Below are 18693 nucleotides of genomic sequence, written 5' to 3'. Positions count from 1 at the left end.
GCCCCAAGCGGGAGTGGAATACCTATGCCCAAGACTTTGCTGATAAAAAACGCCGAACTGCTGGTCACGATGGACGGCGAGCGCCGCGAGATCCGCCGTGGCGGCCTGTACATCGAAGACAACCTGATCAAACAGGTCGGCCCCAGCGACGAACTGCCCCAGCACGCTGACGAAATCCTCGACATGACCGGCAAGGTGGTCATCCCGGGGCTGGTCAACACCCACCACCACATGTACCAGAGCCTCACCCGCGTGGTGCCGGCGGCCCAGGACGGCGAGCTGTTCAACTGGCTGACCAACCTGTACCCGATCTGGGCGCGGCTGACGCCGGAGATGATCGCGGTATCGACCCAGACGGCAATGGCCGAGCTGATCCTCTCCGGCTGCACCACCTCCAGCGACCACCTGTACATCTACCCCAACGGCTGCAAGCTCGACGACAGCATCCACGCTGCCGGTGAAATCGGCATGCGCTTCCACGCAGCGCGCGGCAGCATGAGCGTGGGCCGTAGCCAGGGCGGGCTGCCGCCGGATTCGGTGGTGGAAAAGGAAGCTGACATCCTCAAGGAATCGCAGCGCCTGATCGAGGACTACCACGACGCCAGCCACGGCTCGATGCTGCGCGTGGTGGTGGCGCCCTGCTCGCCGTTCTCGGTCAGCCGCGACCTGATGCGCGAAGCTGCTGCATTGGCGCGCAACTACGGGGTGTCGCTGCACACCCACCTGGCCGAAAACGTCAACGACATCGCTTACAGCCGCGAAAAGTTCGGCATGACCCCGGCCGAATACGCCGAAGACCTTGGCTGGGTCGGCCACGATGTCTGGCACGCCCACTGCGTGCAACTCGACCAGCACGGCATCGAACTGTTCGCCCGCACCGGCACCGGTGTAGCCCACTGCCCATGCTCGAACATGCGTTTGGCCTCGGGTATCGCGCCGATCCGCAAGATGCGCGACCACGGCGTACCGGTGGGCCTGGGCGTCGACGGTTCGGCGTCCAACGACGGTGCCAGCATGATCGGCGAAGTGCGCCAGGCACTGCTGCTGCAGCGAGTCGGCTTCGGCCCCGACGCGATGACCGCGCGCGAGGCGCTGGAAATCGCCACGCTCGGCGGCGCCAAGGTGCTCAACCGCAATGACATCGGGGCCCTGGCGCCGGGCATGGTCGCCGACCTGGTCGCCTTCGACCTCGGCCACGTGTCCTATGCCGGCGCGCACCACGACCCACTGGCGGCACTGGTGTTCTGCACCCCAACCCAGGTCGACACCAGCGTCATCAACGGCCGGGTGGTGGTCAAGGACGGCCGCATCACCACCGTCGACCTGCCGCGCGTGCTGGAGCGCCACAACCAATTGGCCCGCCAACTGGTTATCGGCGAGTAATGCAACCTGGCCGTTGCGCACGCCACTGCGCAGCGGCCTGCCCTCGATGAATGTTCACCCACCGCGACTGAAACCGTGCTGTTAGACGCATTACAAAAACAAAAGCGAGCTACTCACCATGACTTCACCCGCTACACCTCGTCCGGAAGACGAGAACCTCGGCGTCGGCGCCAACCTGGCCTATGGCCTGCAACATGTGCTGACGATGTATGGGGGTATCGTTGCCGTACCGTTGATCATCGGCCAGGCGGCCGGCCTGGCCCCGGCAGACGTTGGCCTGTTGATCGCCGCCTCGCTGTTTGCCGGTGGTCTGGCGACCTTGCTGCAAACCCTGGGCATCCCCTTCTTCGGCTGCCAGTTGCCGTTGGTGCAAGGCGTGTCCTTCGCCGGCGTGGCGACCATGATCGCGATCATCGGCAGTGACGGCCGTCTCGGCCTGTCGGTGGTGTTCGGCGCGGTGATCGCGGCCTCCTTGATCGGGCTGCTGATCACGCCCTTGTTCTCGCGCATCACCAAATACTTTCCGCCATTGGTGACGGGCATCGTCATCACCACCATCGGCCTGACCCTGATGCCGGTCACGGCGCGCTGGGCCATGGGCGGCAACAGCCAGGCGGCGGATTTTGGCAGCATGTCCAACATCGCCCTGGCGGCGTTCACCCTGGCTACGGTGCTGCTGCTCAGCAAGTTGGGCAGTGCCAGCATTTCGCGCCTGTCGATCCTGCTGGCGATGGTGATCGGCACCCTGGTGGCGGTCGCATTCGGCATGGCCGATTTCTCGCAGGTGATGAACGGCACGCTGGTCGCGCTGCCACAAGCCTTGCCGCTTGGCGCGCCTGAGTTCCAGGTTGCGGCGATTCTCTCGATGCTGATCGTGATCGTGGTGACCATGGTCGAGACCTCCGCAGACATTCTGGCCGTCGGCGAAATCATCGACACCAAGGTCGATTCGAAGCGGCTCGGTAACGGCCTGCGCGCCGACATGATCTCCAGCGCCCTGGCGCCGCTGTTCGGCTCCTTCACCCAGAGTGCCTTCGCACAGAACGTCGGCCTGGTTGCCGTGACCGGCGTGAAGAGCCGCTACGTGGTCGCCACCACCGGCCTGATTCTGGTGACCCTCGGTCTGCTGCCGGTGATGGGCCGGCTGATCGCCGCAGTCCCTACCGCCGTGCTCGGTGGCGCCGGGGTGGTGCTGTTCGGTACCGTCGCGGCCAGCGGCATCCGCACCCTGGCGCAGGTGGACTACCGCAACAACATGAACCTGATCATCGTTGCCACCTCGATCGGCTTCGGCATGATCCCAATCGCGGCGCCAGGCTTCTATCACCACTTCCCGGCCTGGTTCGAGACGATTTTCCACTCCGGCATCAGCTCGGCGGCGATCATGGCGATTCTGCTGAACCTGCTGTTCAACCACTTGCGCGCAGGCAACTCCGACCAGCAGTCGGTGTTCGTCGCCGCCAGCGAGCGTACCTTGCGTTACCGCGACATTGCCGGGCTCAACGATGGTGATTTCTTCCGCGATGGCAAGTTGTTCGACTGTGACGGCAACGAGGTGCCGATCATCGCAGCGGACGAGGACCATGGAGACGCTCCGGCGTCACGCCAGAAGCGCCCAGAGCACGCGCATTGACCTCGGGCGGCGCGCAAGCGCCGCCCCCTTCAAAGCACCTTCACCGCACGGCCGATGAATTGCACAGGCCCCGTAGGCCGACCGGTTGGCGAGCCTCCTGCTTTTTCCAGGGTCAACTCGAACAACTGGTTGGCTTCCAACGGCGGCAAGTCGTCCGAGGATACGCGGTACTGCTCGCCCGGCTTGACCAGGCCAAGCGACACCGGCGCCTTCCACTGCTCGCCTTTGGTCCAGAACTGCAGCACCTTGTCGCTCGGTACTGGGAACTGCCCCAGCGGAATCAGCTGAATGTCGCGCCTGTCGCTCGCCTGCACCACCCAACCTGCGGCACTGTCAGCCGGCGCCGCCAGTACCACCAGATAAGAAGGTGCCGGCGCTTTGGCGGTCAGCAGGGTGAACGCCAGCAGCAGGCTGGCAAGCACACCGGCACCGGCCATACCCTGCCACAGGGCCAAGCGCTGCCACCAGCGCAATGGCTGTGGAGGTTGTTGAGCATCGAGGCTGCGGTTGATCCGGCTCCATAACCGCGCACTGGGGGTTACCGGTTCGGCCAGTGCATTGAGTGCCAGTAACCGCTGTTCCCAGGCATCCACAGCGCTGCGCAGCTCACCATCCTCGTCCAGGCGCTGACGCACGGCCTCATGTTCTTCAGTTGACAGTGTTCCGAGCACGTATTCACCGGCCAGCTGGTCGAGCGCTTCGGCAGTTTCGCCCTGCGGCTTCTTCATCCCATGCACTCCCGCAACGCCTTAAGGCCGCGTTTGATCCAGGCCTTGATGGTGCCCAGCGGCGTGTTCAGCAAGCCGGCAATCTCGGCATGGCTGCAACCGTCGACGTAGGCATGCAGAATGCACAGCTTGCGTGACGGCTCCAGTTGTTCGAGGCAGCGGTGAACCTTGGCAGAATCCGCCTGAATATCGATCGTCTCAAAAGGCAAAATTGAAAAAACCGCATCATCCAGTTCAACTTCGCGCCGCGTATCGCGAATGAAATTCAGCGCCAGGTGCCGGGTGACGCTATAGACCCAGCCACGTGCAGAGCCACGCGCGGGGTCGAAACTGGCTGCGCGGGTCCAGATGCGCAGGAACGCGTCGTGCAGGATATCTTCGGCCGTGGCGTCATCGCGGGCGATGCGCCGGGCCACGCCAAGCAAGCGCGCGCCTTCTTCTTCATAAAGCGCGTGCAAGGCACGCCGGTCACCCTGTGCGCAGGCCTCAAGGCAACGTTGGAAATCGAACGGTGGCAGAGGTGAATTCAATGCTTTGTCCTTGCATGGCACCCCAGCCAGATGGCTGGGGTTGTCGATGAGCGTAGACGCCAGTGGCTCACCTGCCCGCTGGGTTGGGCATCATTTTGCTGCCCAGAAGATGTAGTCGGCCTGGTAATCGACGATTTTCTTCTCGCCCTTGTTCTGCACCGAGCAGGCACTCGCCGGTGCCACGCCGCCGCGGGTAGCCAGGCGCTGGATGTAGCTAACGCCATTCATGGCGCCTTTACCCTCGGCCGGGTTGGCCTGCACCAGCTGGTAAGGCAGGTCGCCCTTGGCGGCGGGTGCGATGGCCAGCTGGGTGCCGGTGACCTTGGAGCCGTCTTTTGCCTGCCAGGTGGCGGGCGGCCCGAAGTAGTCGCCGACCTGCTTGCCAGCCCTGTCGTTGAGCACGGCCTTGGGCCCGACGAAGGTCCATTCGGTCTGGCCCGGCGCGTTGGCTTTGTCGCGGCATTCGTAAGTGATCTGGCCGACGCCCACGGTTTCGAGCATGACGCTATGGCCATCGGGCACTTTGACCGCATCGGGTATGGCAGATTGAGCGTGGGCAGCCTGGGTGGCCAGAATCAGGACAATGCCGCCGGTGATCATCAGCGTGGCAACTGGGCTATTCATGGTGCGAGTCTCCTGGCGAGTGATCGACAGCGCGAATTCGCGCTGCCTGTAATACCCGCCAGGGAGGCGATTGGATGCACGCGAGGAAAAATATTTCCTGATGCGTGCCCCCTCGTTAGATCAACTCGCTTCTGCCGGCACTGCAGGGGCCGCTTTACGCATGCCAATGACACCCCAGGTCACGCCGATTACCGCAGCGATGACGGAGCCGGACAGCACGCCAAGCTTGGCCGCACCCAGGGCGCCTGGGTCAGCGAAGGCCAGGTTGGCAATGAAGATCGACATGGTGAAACCAATACCCGCCAACAGCCCGATCAGGGTGATGCCGCGCCAGGTCACGCCAGCTGGCAATGCACACCAGCCCAGGCGCACCATCAGCCAGCTGACGCTGACGACACCCAAGGGTTTACCGGCGACCAGTGCCACGGCCACCGCGACCATCACCCAGAATGGCCCGTCGGCAGTCAGGTCGACACCCGACAAGCCAACACCGGCGTTGGCCAGGGCAAACAGCGGCATGATCGCATAGGCCACCCACGGGTGCAGATTGCCTTGTACACGGGTTACCGGTGGTACCAGCTCACGCTGGGCCAGGCGCAGGTTTTTCAGCGGGCTCATGAGCTGGCTGGCATCGCGCTCGGGCGCTTTGGCGCGGCCCAGCAGGTCATCGGTAAAGCGGCTGACGGCCTCCAGCGGGCGCTCGCCCAACGGCATGGCCTTGACCGGGGTCATCAGGCCGAGCGCCACGCCCGCCAGGGTCGGGTGGGCACCGGTCATCAGCACACCCAGCCAGGTGATGAAGCCGGGAATGATGTAGGCATAGGCCGAGCCGACACCGATCTTCTGCAGGCCGACCACCAGCAGCAGGCCCACTGCGGCCACGCCAAGACCGCTGTAATCGAGGCCACCGGAGTAGAAGAAGGCGATGATCAGCACGGCGATGATGTCGTCGATGATCGCCAGCGCCAGCAGGAACACCCGCACATTCGAAGGGATCGATTTGCCCAGCAGCGCCAGCACGCCCACCGCGAAGGCGATGTCGGTGGCGGTGGGCACTGCCCAGCCCTGATGGTCGGCGGGGCCATGGTTGAAGGCCAGGTAGATCAGCGCAGGTACCGCAACGCCACCGATTGCCGCCGCCATCGGCAGCGTGGCCTGGCGCAGGCTGGACAACGCGCCTTCATGGATCTCGCGGCGGATTTCCATGCCGACCACCAGGAAGAAGATGGTCATCAAGCCATCGTTGATCCAGAAATGCAGGGATTGCGAATACACCAACGAGCCGATCCCGAAGGAAATAGGCGTGTGCCAGAGGGCATCATAACTGTCGGCAGCAGGGGAATTGGCCCAGATTAGGGCCGCTACGGCAGCGATCAGCAGCACGATGCCGCTGACGGCTTCGATGTGCAGAAAGCGCTCGAAATTGGCAAATGCGCGCTGGGCGATTTGCTGCGCGCGAGGCAAGACATGTTTTTGCATGGGTGCGACGACTCCCGCAGGCGGCCCGACCTGCGTAGTTATTTAACCTGCATCACTGCTTTGCGCAGCTTAGCACCCGGCCGGCATTCTAGCGGAAAGCGGCCTTTCGTGCACCCCACGCACTCACCAACGCAACAAGCGCGGGCCCAAGGCGGCGCCGAACAGCGTCGGCAACGCCATGCCCAGCACGTACCAGGCGCCCCAGAACGGCACCTGCATTTCCGGGCAATGCAGGCAGTAGGCCAAGGTGGCGGTGGAGCCCGCGAGCAGGCCGCCCGCGCTACCCGCCTGGCGCAAGCGGGTTGGCGCCAGGCCACGCAATGCCCAGGTCACGGCGATGAACACGGGTACGCACAACAGTGCGATGTTCAACGCACAGGTGCGCCAGGTGCGGCCGAAAATCAGCTCGGCGCGGGCCTCAACGGGGGCGCCGGACAGGGTGATCGCTGCGCCCAGCCACACCACCAGCAACGGCAGCCCCAACAGCCCCCAGGCCGCCCCACCCCTGACGCCTGGCCTGGCCAGGCGTTGCGTCAACCACAGCGCCAGCAGCGCCAGGCTGCCGGGCAAAGCCAGCTTGGCCCAGAACAACGGCGTGCGCGCCACCTCGGCAAGGTCGCTGCGCACCCCGTAAAGAGCGATTGTCATCAACAATGCGGCCAGCACGCCGGCCAGCAACGCCCAGGTCATGCGCCGCGCCAGGGCATACCGGTCCACCGGCCCTTCGCCAGTCGCCAGCAGGGAAATCAGTTCATCGGTCTTCATCGCGTTCATTGCCTCCAATCAACCTGGCCAGGGCCTTCAGCCCACGGTGGATGCCTACCTTGACGGCCGAGCTGGACAGCCCGGTGAGCTTCGCGGTTTCTTCCACCGACAGGCCCTCAAGCTTTACATGGACGATTGGCAAACGCTGGCGCTCGGGCAACCGGCCCAGCAGTTTACCCAGGTCACGGCTGGCATGGGCGGGTATCTCATCGCTGGCGGCGAACAGCTCGCTGTCGTCTTCGAGCAGGTCGTGCAGTGCCTCGTGATGGGCGTAGCGGCGCAGGTAGTCAGCCAGCTTGTAGCGGGCAATCGCCTGCACCCATGCTGTCAGCGGCTGGTGCGGCTGATAGGTATGCCGGGCGTTGTGCACGGCCAGCAACACCTCCTGCAACAGATCTTCGACCTCTGCCGGGCGCTGTTGCAAGCGCCGCCGCAAGAAACCCCGCACGTGCAATGCCAATGCCGCGAGAAACTCGCGGTAAGCCTGCGCATCACCCGCCAGCCCGCGCAGCAGCATGCCTTGCAACTGCGACTCGCGGGCGACCAGCAAGTCCTGTGAGTTAGTTCGTTGCATTGGGCGCCAGGGTTACACCGCGTGAAGGTTTCTTTTATCGAACCATAGATGAGCCTCAGTCACTGGAAAAAAATTTCGCAGACCTGTAACCGAGGAAGCCATTCCCCCGAACTACTCCATGAGCCACCGGTATATCACCAAGGCCCTACCCTCTGGAGACATCACCATGAAAACCCTCGCCCTCGCTACTGCCGCTCTGGCCCTCGCTTCCATGGCCAGTGTCGCAATGGCTGCCGATACCAGCAGCAGCGGTGCCGCCATGGAAAAATGCTACGGCGTCGCCATGGCCGGCAAGAACGACTGCAAGGCCGGCGCCGGTACCACCTGCGCCGGCAGTGCGAAAAAGGACTACGACGGCATGCACTGGAAGAACGTACCGGCCGGCACCTGCACGTCGATCAAGACCCCCAACGGCATGGGGTCGCTGACCCCGATCAAGTCCTGAGTGCAAGGGGCCGACCATGAACCGGATCGACTCCCTCGGCGCCGGGCTCGGGCTCAAGGCCGAGCACTATGCCCAGGCGCTGGCGTGCAACGCCGATGGCCTGTGGTACGAAGTGCATCCGGAAAACTACATGGTCGGTGGCACACGCCTGGCCTGGCTGCAGCGCATGGCCGAGCGCCATACGCTGTCGCTGCACGGCGTTGCGCTGTCGCTGGCAGCGGACGCCGAGCCGGACGCAACCCACTTGCGCCGCCTGCGTAACCTCATCGACCTGATAAACCCGGCGCTGGTTTCCGAGCACCTGGCCTGGTCCACCTGGCGCGGCCAGTACCATCCCGACCTGCTGCCCTTCCCCCGCAGCAGTGAAGCGCTGGCGCGCATCAGCGACAATATCCTGCGCACCCAGGATGCCCTGGGGCGCAGCATCGCCCTGGAAAACCCCAGCCACTACTTGCAGTTGCAAGGGCATGACTGGGACGAGATCGGCTTTCTTGGCGAACTGGTGCGCCGCACCGGGTGTACGTTGCTGCTGGACGTCAACAATGTGCACGTCAGTGCGCACAACCTGGGCTTCAACGCCGAGGATTATCTCGACTGCTTCCCTGCCCAGGCCATCAGCGAAATCCACTTGGCCGGACACAGCCACGACGCGCAGGGCGCGCTGCTGATCGACTCCCACGATGCCGCCATTGCCGAGCCGGTTTGGGCCTTGTACCGGCACCTGATCGCCCGTATCGGCCCACGCCCGACGCTGATTGAGCGCGACGGCAACCTGCCGGCATTCGATGAGCTGCTGGCCGAACGCGCCATCGCCCAAGCGACCCTCGACCACCCGGGAGCCTTGCCATGAACCTGCCCCTTGGCCAGTTTCAGGACGCCTTCATCGACGCCCTCTACCGGCGCCCTGCCCCGCAGCTGCAAGACCTGACCGGGCAAGCGGCTTTCGCGGTGTATCGCAATACCGTGCTGGCCGGCTGCGTCGACGCACTGCGGGCCAACTTCCCCAGCATCGAGATCCTGGTAGGCCCTGACTGGATGCAGGAGGTCGCGACCGCATACGCAAACCACTCACCGCCCGACGATCCCCGGCTGATCCGTTACGGCGCTGGCTTTGCAGAGTTTCTGCAGCAATTGCAGGCCCATCACGGGCTGCCCTACCTGGCCGACGTCGCACGCCTGGACTTCTTCTGGTGCGAGGTGTTCAGCGCCGACCAGGACTCTTGCCTTGACCTCGCCGAGCTGGCCGGCATGACCGCCAGCGACCTGATGCACAGCCACCTCACCCCGCGCCAAAGCGTGCGCTGGCAATGGTTCGAAACACACCCCGCGCTCAGCCTGTGGCGCTGCAGCCGTGAAGGCCAACCTTGGTCCGAGGCGCAACCCTGGGTAGCCGAAGGCGCGCTGCTTAGCGGCAACCGCGACGGGGTCAGCCATCAGCCATTGGAAATCGGCGGCTGCGCCTTCCTCGACGCCTGCGCGGCAGGCCACTCGCTGGAAACCGCGTCGCAACTCGCCCAGCAATGCCAACCCGACCTGGACTTCAACGACCTGCTCGGTCGCCTGCTGCAAGCCCAAGTCTTTCGCCCACTTTCATTCACATGAAGGAATGGCCATGGACACCCTGCGCCCCACTGCCCCGGCAATCACTTTGCGCCAACGCTGGAACGGCGTGGCTGAACGCCTGCAACTGCTGCTCAACGACACGGTGTTATGCCTGGTCGCACGCCTGGGCATCGCCTCGGTGTTCTTCATGTCAGGCCGCACCAAGGTCGAAGGTATTCTGAGCATTACCCCCAGCACCTATGAGTTGTTCCAGAGCGAATACGCGCTGCCATTGCTGTCACCGTGGCTCGCCGCCCACCTGGCGACCTACGCCGAACACCTGTTCCCGCTGCTGCTGGTGCTTGGCTTGTTCACCCGTCTGTCGGCACTGGCCCTGCTGGGCATGACCACGGTGATCGAGGTGTTCGTCTACCCTGACGCCTGGCCGACCCACCTGTCCTGGGCGGGCCTGCTGCTGTTGCTGCTGGCCAAGGGTGGCGGTGCGCTGTCGCTGGATCACCTGTTAAGGCTGCGCTGAGCGCCAGTGTTCAAGACCTTGGGCAACCTGAGGCACTGCCCCGCACAGCGCTGGCCAGCTTCTGCAAGTTGACCTGTTGAGCGCCGACCAGGCTGCCGACGCTGTTCTGCGCCGGTGTCTGCACCGACGTTCGGCAGGTCATCTCGTTTTGCCCGGGGCGCTGCAAGCGCCATACCGCTTCCAACAGCGCGTACTGCCCAGGCACCGAATCGAAGCGCTGCACATCCACCCGCAACACGGCGCGCGGCGTACCACCAACCGGCCCGCCAAGCTGGTCCTGCAAGGCGCTGCGGAATTCATCGACCAGGTTGGCCCCCCACCATTCGGTTTCGAGGATCACCAGACCGCTGGAACCCTGGCGTATCACCAATTGCGGCCGATCCACCTGCGGCGGCAGGCTGACCCGCTCGACCAGGATCGTTTCACCCGCGCCACGGGTCGGCTGCGCCGCCACCAAGGTGTGGTAATTGTTCGGCGCACTGCGGCAGCCGGCTGTCAACACCACCAGTGTGGTCAGCAACAGGGTAGGCAGCGTGCGCATCGGCTCTCACTCCTTGGGGCGTGGTCAGGGTTGCACGTCGTCCGCGCCTGCGGCTTTCGGCCGCCCGCGAATCAGCGATTCGGGATGCCGGCCCAGGTAGTCCGCCAGGTCGCGCAGCGAGCGGGACATGCGCTCCAGTTCCTGCAACGTGTCACCCAGTTTTTCCCGTTGCGGCGAGTTTTCATCGATCGCCGAATTGGCCGTGCGCAGGGTCTTCTGCAGTTCGCTCAGCGTGTTGGTGACCCCCGGCAGCGTCTGCCCATCGACGCGCTTGAGCGTGGCGCGCAACTCACGCAGCGTACCGTCGAGGTTGCCGGCGATACTTTCCAGCGGCAGCTTGCCGATACGCGCCACCACACCCTGCAACTGCTCCTGAAGTTTTTCCAGGCTGCCGGGCACGGTGGGGATGACGATGGGGTCGGCAGTCATGTCGAAGGCGACCTTGGGCGCGTCCGGGTAGAAGTCCAGAGAAATGAACATCTGCCCGGTAATCAGGTTGCCGCTGCGGGCCTGGGCGCGCAGGCCATGTTCGACGAACGAGCCGATCAGCTGCCGGGCCCCGGCGGCGTCACCCTCGGTATGGTTGAACACCTTGAGCATTTTCTGGTGCACCGGGCCCAGGCGCTTGGGGTAGATGGCCGCATCGACCACTACCGGGAAAATCTGTTTTTTCGGGTCGTAATCAAGCGTCACCGAGGTCACCCTGCCGAACTCCACACCCTTGAATTCGACCGGTGCGCCTACCGCCAGTCCGCGCATCGACTGGTCGAAGCGCAGGCGCAGGTATTGCGGGGTGCCGGTAGGCGGTGCCAAGGCAGAATCGCGGTCGGCGAACAGTTCAAAAGCCTGTTGATCAGCCGCAGGTTCGGCCACGGCAGCGTATTCGGGCGTACCAAAGGCCAGCCCCCCCATGAGGATCGACGACAACGATTGAGTCTCCACCTTCAACCCGTTGGCGCCAATCTGCATGTCGATGCCGCTGGCATTCCAGAACCGTGTATCCAACGTGACGAATGCGTCGTAGGGCGACTGCACGAAGATATCGATGTCCACCCCGCGGCCATCGGGCTTGATGGCGTAGGACACCACCTCGCCCACCGGGATCCTGCGGAAATAGATCGATGAGCCGATATCCAGCGAGCCCAGGTCATTGGCGCTGAGCACAAAGCGCTTGCCCTTCTCGCCATAGGTGATCGGCGGTGGCGACTCTAATCCGACAAAGGTTTTTTCGGGCTTTTTCGACTCCCCGGCATCGGCACCGATAAAGCTGCCCGAGAGCAAAGTATCGACCCCGGAGATCCCGCCAGCACCGATACGCGGGCGCACCACCCAGAAGCGCGCGCCTTCGGTGGCAAACGACTCCGCCTCTTTCGACAGTTCGACCTTGGCATCCACGCTCTTGCGGTCAGCGGCCAGTTCCACCGACGTCACCTCGCCAATCACCACACTGCGGTAACGCACCTGGGTCTTATGGGCCACCAGGCCCTCGCCACTGCGAAACGATATAGTGATCACCGGCCCCTGCTCCATCCAGTTGCGCACCACCAGCGAAGCGCCGACCAGCAGCGCCAGGATCGGCACTACCCACACCAGCGAGACATTCAAGCGCCGTGTGCGTACATGGGCCTGGCCGGGGCCAGCGCGGTTGTCAGTTTCCAGCGCCATCGCCGTGCTCCCCTTGGTGTGGTTGGTCGTCCCAGATCAGGCGTGGGTCGAAGCTCATGGCCGAGAACATGGTCAGCACCACTACCATGCCGAAAAACAGAATGCCCGGTCGTGGCTCGATGGTGCCCAGCCCATGCAGCTGGACCAGCGCCGCCACCAATGCCACCACCATGACGTCGAGCATCGACCAGTAGCCAATCAACTCGACGCAGCGATAAAGCTGCGAGCGCTGACGGCGCGCCCATTGGCTGCGGCGCTGGGCGGTGTACAGCAGCAATCCAAGAGACACGAACTTGATCGCCGGCACGCCGATACTGGCAATGAAGATGATCAACGCGATGTCCCAGGCGCCCGCCTCCCAGAATTCCAGCACCCCGCCAACGATGGTGCTGTCGCTGCCCTGGCCGAGCATTTCGGTGTTCATCACCGGCAATGCGTTGGCCGGGATATAGAAGATCAACGCGGCAAACAGAAAGGCCCAGCCACGGGTGATGGCGTTGGATTTGCGCCGGTGCAAGGGCGCGCCACAGCGGTCGCAGTGGTGCTGGCCAGGACGCAGGGCGCAGGCCTGGCCACAGCCGTGGCACAGGCGAAGGTTCAGCTGGTCGGCCAATGCCGGCGTGCTCATACCTGCGCCCACAAATCGCGGATATCGCGACCCGCGATGAAGATCAGCAACACGCTCAGCGCCGCCAGCGCGATCAGGCCAATACCCGGGATCACATCGAGCAGGCCGGCCAACTTGATCACCGCGACCATGGCGCCGAGCAGGCATACCTCCAGCATGCTCCACGGCCGCAGGCCTTCCAACGCGCGCATGCAACTGGCAAAGCCTGGAGCGCGGCGCCCGCCCACCGCGAAGCCCAACACCCAGCACAACAGGGTAATTTGCAGCACCGGGGCGAAGATGATCGCCAGTGCCAGCACCAGGGCGATGAAGGTGATGCTGCCGTGGCTGAGGATCAGTACCGAGTCCCACAACGTTGCCGAATTGCTGATGCCGCCCATGCTGATGGTCATCACCGGATAGGCGTTGGCGAACGCCAGCAGCACGCCACCGGTCACGCACAGGGCCAGGCGCTGTTGCACGTTCAAAGGGTTGTGGCGATACAGGACGCTACCGCAGCGCAGGCACAGTGCACTTTGGCGGCGCTGCAGCGGCGCACGCTGATAAACAGCGTCGCAGTATTCGCAAATGACCACATCATTCGCCTGGGCCATGCCTATCCCCACCGGAAATGGCGCTTACTTGGCAGGCAATACTAGTCAACGGTCAGGCAACCTGCTCTTTTTCGTTGCTCAGACTCAGGTGTTGATTGCCTGGACCGGTCAAACTTGCGCGACAAGGTGCGTCGTCTAAAGTATCAATTCTGATAAACAGCGGCCGCTGTTCAGGAGCGTGTGAAATGAGCTACCGCCCGCGTGAGCTTGGCAAATACGCACTTGCACTGGCGTGTGCGGCGCTGCTGGACGGCAATGAGGCGTGGGCTGGCGGCATCCTCATTTACGAAGCCGGCCAGGAAGGCAATGGCCTGGCCAATGCGGGCTCTGCGGCGCTGGCCACCGATCCCAGCGTGTTGATGAGCAACCCGGCCGGCATCACTCGGCTCAAGGGCACCCAAGTCAGTGCCAACGCTCAGGTGATCCTCGGCGACCTGCGTTTTTCGCGCGACGGCAATAACCAGTTCGACGGCAACGAGGGCGGCAATTCGCTGCAGTACCTGCCCGGCGCCAGCCTATTCATCAGCCATCAGATCGATGAACGCTCCGCCATCGGCTTTGGCATGTACGGCAACTTCGGCCTGGCATTGGATTATGACGATGACTGGGCGGGTCGCTATTTCACCCAGGAAGCGGCAGTCATTGGCATGTCACTGCAGCCGACCTGGGCCTACAAGTTCACCGACGACCTGTCGATTGGCATCGGCCCGCGCATCATGCTCGGTTACTACCGCACCGAAATGGCCATCAACAACAACCTGCTGGGCCTTGCCGACCGGCCTGACGGCCAACTCGAATACAAGGACACCGATGTCGGGGTTGGCGTCAACCTCGGCCTGCTCTATCAGCTCGATGCCCGCACCCGCGTCGGCCTGGCCTACACCAGCAAGGTCAAGCTGGAGTTCGAGGACAAGCCGCACCTGAGCGACATCAGCAACCCCCTCATCAACGTCGCCCTGCGGCGCCTGGATGTCGATGAACTGGAGCTGGACCTCAACGTGCCGCAGACCGTCACCTTCAGCATTGCCCATGAACTGGACGATCAATGGACCTTGCTCGGCAGCCTCAACTGGCAGGACTGGAGCGAATTCGGCGACGTCGGCGTCGAGGTCGACAGCAACGCCGGTGGCACCAGCCGCACTGTCGACCGCAAGTACAAGGACACCTGGCACGCCTCGCTGGGCGCGCAATACCAGGCAACCCCACAGTGGCGCTGGAGCATGGGGCTGGGCTACGACAGCTCGGCGGTCGATGACAAGGACCGCACGGTCGACAACCCCATGGGCGAAGCCTGGCGGTTGGCGGCGGGGGTCAATTATCAGGTCGACGAAGGTCTCGACCTGCACCTGGCCTACACCCTGGTCTGGCTCGGCGACATGGACGTCGAGCAGACCAAGGCGCGCTCTGGCAATTCGTTGTCCGGCAGTTATGACAACAGCGCCCTGCACATCGTCGGCGGCGGCGCGACCTGGCGTTTCTGAGGTGACCCCGCACGGCACCGATCATTGTGAGAAGGAGAAGCTGCATGAACACCAAGTCGTTGGCTGCATCGCTGTGCCTGGCAACGCTCATGCTGCAGGGCTGCGCTAGCAAGTATGTGGAGTCCGATCAGTACTCGGGCTTTCTCAAGGACTACAGCGTCCTGAAAGAAGACAAGTCGCCTTCGGGTGCACCGGTCATGCGCTGGATCAAATCAGGTGTGGACGCCAAGCGTTATCGCAGCGTCTACATCGAGCCCAGCCAGCTCTACCCCAAACCGCAACCGACCGAGAAAGTCCCGCAGTCGACCTTGCAGGGCATCACCGGCTACTACGACCAGACCCTCAAGAATCACTTCTCGCAAGTCCTGCCGCTGGCCACCAGCCCTGGCCCAGGGGTACTGGTGGTACGCCCGGCCATCACTGCCGTGAGCGCCAAGACCAAAAGCCTGCGGCCGTATGAAGTAATCCCGATTGCGTTGGTGGCTGCGGGCATAAGTACCGCCACCGGGATTCGCGATCAGGACACCAGCATCGCCACTGAGGCCGCTTTCCTGGACGGTGATACCAACGAGGTGGTGGCCGAGGTAGTGCGCAAAGGCGCCGGTACCGAACTGGAAAACTCATCACAAGTGATGCAGGCCAAGGACGCCAAGGCCGTGCTCGACGGCTGGGCCAAAGACATGGTCAGTTCGTTCCAGGCTTTGAGAAAATAACCCCCTACCACTGCAGGGTCGCCCCCCTGCAGTGGTTACTCAAGGCTCATCCGCGCTTTGCCCTTTCGCCGGTGCCGTGTACCACTTGTCCTGGGGCACCCATTTCTCCTGTGCCGGGTCACCCAGGTAATGCGGTGACATGATCTGCACGCCGTATTCGTTGAACACGTCCTGAATGTTGGCGTGCAGCAGGCTCAACAGCTCAGCGCGCGGCCGCGGCTCGCTGGGCACGGCCTGGGCCACCAGGCGGTATTCGGGGTAGAAGTCCGACAGCCCGGTCTGAAACACCTGAGGCTTGGGTGTGTCGAGAATGCCCTCGGTGCGCTGGGCGGCGGCCACCAACATCGCTTCCACCTGGCGCCAGGGCGTGTCATAGCCGATGGTCACCACGGTATCGACGATGTAGCCGCGGCCCTGCACCGCACGGGAATAGTTGCGCGTGACGGAGCCGGTGATCATCGAGTTGGGCAAGGTCAGCACCTCGCCCAAACCGGTGCGGATGGTGGTGTTGAACATCCCCACTTCGGTCACCGTGCCCTCGTTGTCGCCGACCCGCACGTACTCGCCGGTTTTCAAGGTGCGCGAATAGGTCAGAATCAACCCCGCCGCCGCCTGCCCGACCATGCTGGAGGCACCCAGCGAGATCATCAGGCCGAGCAAAACCGACAGGCCTTTGAAGGCATCCGTCCCCGAGCCCGGCAGGTACGGATAAGCCATCACCAGCGCGAACAGCCAGATGGCCAGTGACGTCAGGCGCACGGTCGGCTGCAGGGTTTCTTCGGTCAGCCAGTTGAGGGTGCCCGGCCGTGCCATGCGCTCCAGCACGCGCCTGCTGAAGCCACTGATGCCACGGGCGATGAAAAAGATCAGGATGGCGACGGCAATTCCCGGGATAGCCTGGAGAATACCATCGAGCAGATAGCGCAGCAGGTCGAGCAGGTGCACGTTGAGGCTCTCGCCCCACGGCCGGGTGTAGGGGAACTGCGAGAGCACGAAACTCAGCCACTGGTAACCCAGCAACAGCACCACCACCCAATAGAACAGGCTCAGCAGGCGGTCGATGATCCTGTAGACGAATTGCATGTCGAACAGCGGCATCTGCCCGACACGAATCTGTCGCGCCCGCTCGCGCATCAGCTGCGGCAAACGCCCGCGCAGCTTGCGCCGGGCCAGGTGGGCGCCCTTGATCAGCACCAGGAAGATCAGCGTGGCCAGGGCCGACAAGCCAAACGCCTTGAGCAGAAAGTGCAGGTTACGTGCCTCGCCAGACTCGTCGACCACCTGGCGCAGCACAGCTGCGGCCTGTTCGGCAGCAACGCGGGTATCGCCGCCGCTCACTTCCAGGTCCTGGGGCGAAACGATGAAAGCACGACGGTTGCCCAGCAGCACGAGGTAGCTGTTTTGCAGTGGGTCGATACTGACCTTCAGTTCATCCGTGCCCCGCAACGCCTCCTCGATCACCGCCGTGGCCCGCTGCGCCCGTGCAGCCGGCGTCTCTCCAAGAAACGTGGCATGAAAGGTGAAAATGCTGCGATTGGCGATGGTCAGTTCGGCTGGCGTGCTATCGGTATCAGCGATAGCCGCATTATTGCCCAGGCCGATCGTAGGCAGCAGGGCCAGCAGCATCAACAACAGGCGCAACACTGTTGGCGCCATGATCAATCGGGCTCGACAGTTGTCACGGGAGCGCTGGCCGGCCCATCATCGACCCATTGCCAGAACAGCATGTAGCCGACCGCCAGGATGACCGGCCCGATGAACAGGCCGATGATGCCGCCAGCGACCATGCCGCCCAGGGCACCGATCAGCACCACCGGCATCGGCACGTTCACCCCGCGCCCCAGCAGCAAGGGCTTCAGGACGTTGTCGGCCATGCCCGCCAGAATGCTGTACACGGCGAACACCACACTGGCGACGCTGACGCCTTCGGTGAAGAACACGAAGCACACCACCGGCAAGGTAATCAGCAGCACTGGCAGCTGCATGATCCCCAGCAGCAGCACCACCAGTGCCAGCAACCCGGCACCGGGGATGCCCATGACCACGAAACCGACGCCTACCAGCACCATCTGCACGAAGGCGATGCCGACCACACCCTGGGCAACCGCACGGATGGTCGCGGTGCACAGCGCGGCGATCTCTGGGCCGCGCTGCGGCCCGGAAATCCGCGTGCCGATTTGCACTGCACTGCGTTCGCCGTTGTCGCCATAGGCCATGACGATGCCCGAAAGGATCAGTGCACCGAGAAACAGCAGAAAGCCCGTGCCCACCCCGGCCAGCTTGCCCAGTACGACCATGCCGAAGCCTTTGAGGTGAGGTGCGACGCTCTGCGCCAGGCTGGTGGCATCGGTCGCCGCCTGCTGCCACAGGGCAAACAACTGAGGACCGATCAATGGCCAATCCTGCACTTCGGGATTGGCCGGTGGAATGTGCCAGGCGCCACTTTCGAAAAGCTCCAGGCCTGCACGTACAGATTCACCAATAGACACCGCCAGCAGGTAGATGGGCACCATTAGAATCAGCAACGTAACCACCACGATCAGGGTAGCGGCATGCCCGGGCTTGAGCCCCAGGCCATGGCGCAAGCGGCCGTGCAAGGGATAGAAGGTGATCGCCAGGATCACCGCCCAGAGCATCAGGCCAAGGAAGGGGTGAAAGACTTCATAACAGGTGACCACCAGGGCCGCGACCAGCCCTGCACGAATGAGCACGTCCAGCAGCGTCCGGGAAAAATCCCGTTTGACAGGCGTAGGCACCATCGTCGTCTCCGTGCAGTGCGGCGAACACTGCTTCACCCTAGTACAGCTCGTTCGCTTTTGCGCTATCGCCAA

The 18693-nt window shown here is 63.5% G+C and carries 20 protein-coding genes; 8 read left to right on the top strand and 12 right to left on the bottom strand.

The genetic code is table 11. The features are described 5' to 3' along the window. Nucleotides 1-24 precede the first annotated feature (24 nt). Both ACIQUF_RS02140 and ACIQUF_RS02135 read left to right on the top strand, forming a co-directional pair. Nucleotides 25-1383, top strand: coding sequence for an 8-oxoguanine deaminase (locus ACIQUF_RS02140; RefSeq protein WP_403127741.1), 1359 nt, complete (start codon nt 25-27; stop codon nt 1381-1383). Nucleotides 1384-1501: 118 nt separating this feature from the next. Continuing rightward, nucleotides 1502-3016 carry a nucleobase:cation symporter-2 family protein gene (locus ACIQUF_RS02135; RefSeq protein ID WP_403127738.1) on the top strand — a complete coding sequence of 505 codons (1515 nt, stop codon included), beginning with the start codon at nt 1502-1504 and terminating at the stop codon, nt 3014-3016. Between the two features lie 29 nt (nt 3017-3045). Here the strand turns inward: ACIQUF_RS02135 and ACIQUF_RS02130 are convergent, their stop codons facing one another. From ACIQUF_RS02130 to ACIQUF_RS02105, 6 genes are all read right to left on the bottom strand, one after another. After that, nucleotides 3046-3744, bottom strand: coding sequence for an anti-sigma factor domain-containing protein (locus ACIQUF_RS02130; RefSeq protein WP_403127736.1), 699 nt, complete (start codon nt 3742-3744; stop codon nt 3046-3048). Further along, entirely contained in the window at nt 3741-4274 is a 534-nt protein-coding gene (locus tag ACIQUF_RS02125; protein WP_403127733.1) for a sigma-70 family RNA polymerase sigma factor, read from the bottom strand. The genes ACIQUF_RS02130 and ACIQUF_RS02125 overlap by 4 nt, the downstream gene beginning before the upstream one ends. Nucleotides 4275-4364: 90 nt before the next feature. Then, nucleotides 4365-4874 (bottom strand): DUF3455 domain-containing protein, encoded by a 510-nt coding sequence (locus ACIQUF_RS02120; RefSeq protein ID WP_403128866.1) that lies wholly within the window; start codon nt 4872-4874, stop codon nt 4365-4367. A gap of 144 nt (nt 4875-5018) precedes the next feature. Further along, nucleotides 5019-6377, bottom strand: a complete 1359-nt coding sequence (gene nhaA, locus ACIQUF_RS02115) for a Na+/H+ antiporter NhaA (RefSeq protein WP_403127729.1) — start codon at nt 6375-6377, stop codon at nt 5019-5021. 123 nt (nt 6378-6500) lie between these two features. Further along, nucleotides 6501-7142, bottom strand: a complete 642-nt coding sequence (locus tag ACIQUF_RS02110; RefSeq protein WP_403127726.1) for a DUF1109 domain-containing protein — start codon at nt 7140-7142, stop codon at nt 6501-6503. Continuing rightward, nucleotides 7129-7716, bottom strand: a complete 588-nt coding sequence (locus ACIQUF_RS02105; RefSeq protein ID WP_403127723.1) for a sigma-70 family RNA polymerase sigma factor — start codon at nt 7714-7716, stop codon at nt 7129-7131. Before ACIQUF_RS02105 ends, ACIQUF_RS02110 begins: the two co-directional genes overlap by 14 nt. Before the next feature lie 166 nt (nt 7717-7882). Here ACIQUF_RS02105 and ACIQUF_RS02100 point away from each other — a divergent pair, with 166 nt between their 5' ends. The 4 genes from ACIQUF_RS02100 to ACIQUF_RS02085 are packed head-to-tail and all read left to right on the top strand — an operon-like array spanning nt 7883 to nt 10241. After that, nucleotides 7883-8161, top strand: coding sequence for a DUF2282 domain-containing protein (locus ACIQUF_RS02100; RefSeq protein WP_403127720.1), 279 nt, complete (start codon nt 7883-7885; stop codon nt 8159-8161). Nucleotides 8162-8177: 16 nt separating this feature from the next. Next, entirely contained in the window at nt 8178-9011 is an 834-nt protein-coding gene (locus ACIQUF_RS02095) for a DUF692 domain-containing protein (RefSeq protein WP_403127717.1), read from the top strand. Continuing rightward, nucleotides 9008-9763, top strand: coding sequence for a DNA-binding domain-containing protein (locus tag ACIQUF_RS02090; protein WP_403127715.1), 756 nt, complete (start codon nt 9008-9010; stop codon nt 9761-9763). The genes ACIQUF_RS02095 and ACIQUF_RS02090 overlap by 4 nt, the downstream gene beginning before the upstream one ends. 10 nt (nt 9764-9773) lie before the next feature. Then, entirely contained in the window at nt 9774-10241 is a 468-nt protein-coding gene (locus ACIQUF_RS02085) for a DoxX family protein (RefSeq protein WP_403127712.1), read from the top strand. 10 nt (nt 10242-10251) lie between these two features. On the opposite strand, the gene ACIQUF_RS02080 is transcribed toward ACIQUF_RS02085, so the two are convergent. From ACIQUF_RS02080 to ACIQUF_RS02065, 4 genes are read right to left on the bottom strand one after another with little or no spacing between them, the layout of a single operon-like run. Continuing rightward, on the bottom strand, nt 10252-10782 hold the full coding sequence (locus ACIQUF_RS02080; protein ID WP_403127709.1) for a membrane integrity-associated transporter subunit PqiC: 531 nt from the start codon (nt 10780-10782) through the stop codon (nt 10252-10254). A 24-nt stretch (nt 10783-10806) separates the two neighbouring features. Then, nucleotides 10807-12447, bottom strand: coding sequence for an intermembrane transport protein PqiB (locus ACIQUF_RS02075; RefSeq protein ID WP_403127706.1), 1641 nt, complete (start codon nt 12445-12447; stop codon nt 10807-10809). Continuing rightward, nucleotides 12431-13075 (bottom strand): paraquat-inducible protein A, encoded by a 645-nt coding sequence (locus ACIQUF_RS02070; RefSeq protein ID WP_403127703.1) that lies wholly within the window; start codon nt 13073-13075, stop codon nt 12431-12433. The genes ACIQUF_RS02075 and ACIQUF_RS02070 overlap by 17 nt, the downstream gene beginning before the upstream one ends. Then, complete coding sequence (locus ACIQUF_RS02065; protein WP_403127700.1) at nt 13072-13668, bottom strand: paraquat-inducible protein A; 597 nt, start codon at nt 13666-13668, stop codon at nt 13072-13074. Before ACIQUF_RS02065 ends, ACIQUF_RS02070 begins: the two co-directional genes overlap by 4 nt. Nucleotides 13669-13853: 185 nt before the next feature. Here ACIQUF_RS02065 and ACIQUF_RS02060 point away from each other — a divergent pair, with 185 nt between their 5' ends. Together ACIQUF_RS02060 and ACIQUF_RS02055 are read left to right on the top strand one after the other, a co-directional pair. Next, the gene (locus ACIQUF_RS02060; RefSeq protein ID WP_403127698.1) at nt 13854-15149 is read left to right on the top strand and encodes an OmpP1/FadL family transporter; all 1296 of its coding nucleotides are present in this window, start codon (nt 13854-13856) and stop codon (nt 15147-15149) included. A gap of 44 nt (nt 15150-15193) precedes the next feature. Then, nucleotides 15194-15862 carry a DUF3313 domain-containing protein gene (locus ACIQUF_RS02055; RefSeq protein ID WP_400794914.1) on the top strand — a complete coding sequence of 223 codons (669 nt, stop codon included), beginning with the start codon at nt 15194-15196 and terminating at the stop codon, nt 15860-15862. 39 nt (nt 15863-15901) lie between these two features. On the opposite strand, the gene ACIQUF_RS02050 is transcribed toward ACIQUF_RS02055, so the two are convergent. Further along, a complete protein-coding gene (locus tag ACIQUF_RS02050; protein WP_403127693.1) occupies nt 15902-17518 on the bottom strand; it encodes a mechanosensitive ion channel family protein in 1617 nt (538 codons plus the stop codon). Nucleotides 17519-17520: 2 nt separating this feature from the next. Further along, complete coding sequence (locus tag ACIQUF_RS02045; RefSeq protein ID WP_403127688.1) at nt 17521-18621, bottom strand: AI-2E family transporter; 1101 nt, start codon at nt 18619-18621, stop codon at nt 17521-17523. Between the last annotated feature and the right edge of the window lie 72 nt (nt 18622-18693).

Origin of the sequence: Pseudomonas sp. NPDC090233 (assembly GCF_044772285.1) — a bacterium.
GTDB lineage: Bacteria > Pseudomonadota > Gammaproteobacteria > Pseudomonadales > Pseudomonadaceae > Aquipseudomonas.
This window is presented reverse-complemented; position numbering and strand designations above follow the sequence as displayed.

Excerpts from the sequence above, each read along its gene's own strand:
- ACIQUF_RS02110 (WP_403127726.1), bottom strand. The coding sequence starts at position 7,142 with ATGAAGACCGATGAACTGATTTCCCTGCTGGCGACTGGCGAAGGGCCG.
- ACIQUF_RS02060 (WP_403127698.1), top strand. The coding sequence starts at position 13,854 with ATGAGCTACCGCCCGCGTGAGCTTGGCAAATACGCACTTGCACTGGCG.
- ACIQUF_RS02090 (WP_403127715.1), top strand. The coding sequence starts at position 9,008 with ATGAACCTGCCCCTTGGCCAGTTTCAGGACGCCTTCATCGACGCCCTC.
- ACIQUF_RS02080 (WP_403127709.1), bottom strand. The coding sequence starts at position 10,782 with ATGCGCACGCTGCCTACCCTGTTGCTGACCACACTGGTGGTGTTGACA.
- ACIQUF_RS02085 (WP_403127712.1), top strand. The coding sequence starts at position 9,774 with ATGGACACCCTGCGCCCCACTGCCCCGGCAATCACTTTGCGCCAACGC.
- ACIQUF_RS02050 (WP_403127693.1), bottom strand. The coding sequence starts at position 17,518 with ATGGCGCCAACAGTGTTGCGCCTGTTGTTGATGCTGCTGGCCCTGCTG.
- ACIQUF_RS02065 (WP_403127700.1), bottom strand. The coding sequence starts at position 13,668 with ATGGCCCAGGCGAATGATGTGGTCATTTGCGAATACTGCGACGCTGTT.
- ACIQUF_RS02105 (WP_403127723.1), bottom strand. The coding sequence starts at position 7,716 with ATGCAACGAACTAACTCACAGGACTTGCTGGTCGCCCGCGAGTCGCAG.
- ACIQUF_RS02140 (WP_403127741.1), top strand. The coding sequence starts at position 25 with ATGCCCAAGACTTTGCTGATAAAAAACGCCGAACTGCTGGTCACGATG.
- nhaA (WP_403127729.1), bottom strand. The coding sequence starts at position 6,377 with ATGCAAAAACATGTCTTGCCTCGCGCGCAGCAAATCGCCCAGCGCGCA.
- ACIQUF_RS02130 (WP_403127736.1), bottom strand. The coding sequence starts at position 3,744 with ATGAAGAAGCCGCAGGGCGAAACTGCCGAAGCGCTCGACCAGCTGGCC.
- ACIQUF_RS02055 (WP_400794914.1), top strand. The coding sequence starts at position 15,194 with ATGAACACCAAGTCGTTGGCTGCATCGCTGTGCCTGGCAACGCTCATG.
- ACIQUF_RS02070 (WP_403127703.1), bottom strand. The coding sequence starts at position 13,075 with ATGAGCACGCCGGCATTGGCCGACCAGCTGAACCTTCGCCTGTGCCAC.
- ACIQUF_RS02120 (WP_403128866.1), bottom strand. The coding sequence starts at position 4,874 with ATGATCACCGGCGGCATTGTCCTGATTCTGGCCACCCAGGCTGCCCAC.
- ACIQUF_RS02075 (WP_403127706.1), bottom strand. The coding sequence starts at position 12,447 with ATGGCGCTGGAAACTGACAACCGCGCTGGCCCCGGCCAGGCCCATGTA.
- ACIQUF_RS02135 (WP_403127738.1), top strand. The coding sequence starts at position 1,502 with ATGACTTCACCCGCTACACCTCGTCCGGAAGACGAGAACCTCGGCGTC.
- ACIQUF_RS02100 (WP_403127720.1), top strand. The coding sequence starts at position 7,883 with ATGAAAACCCTCGCCCTCGCTACTGCCGCTCTGGCCCTCGCTTCCATG.
- ACIQUF_RS02045 (WP_403127688.1), bottom strand. The coding sequence starts at position 18,621 with ATGGTGCCTACGCCTGTCAAACGGGATTTTTCCCGGACGCTGCTGGAC.
- ACIQUF_RS02095 (WP_403127717.1), top strand. The coding sequence starts at position 8,178 with ATGAACCGGATCGACTCCCTCGGCGCCGGGCTCGGGCTCAAGGCCGAG.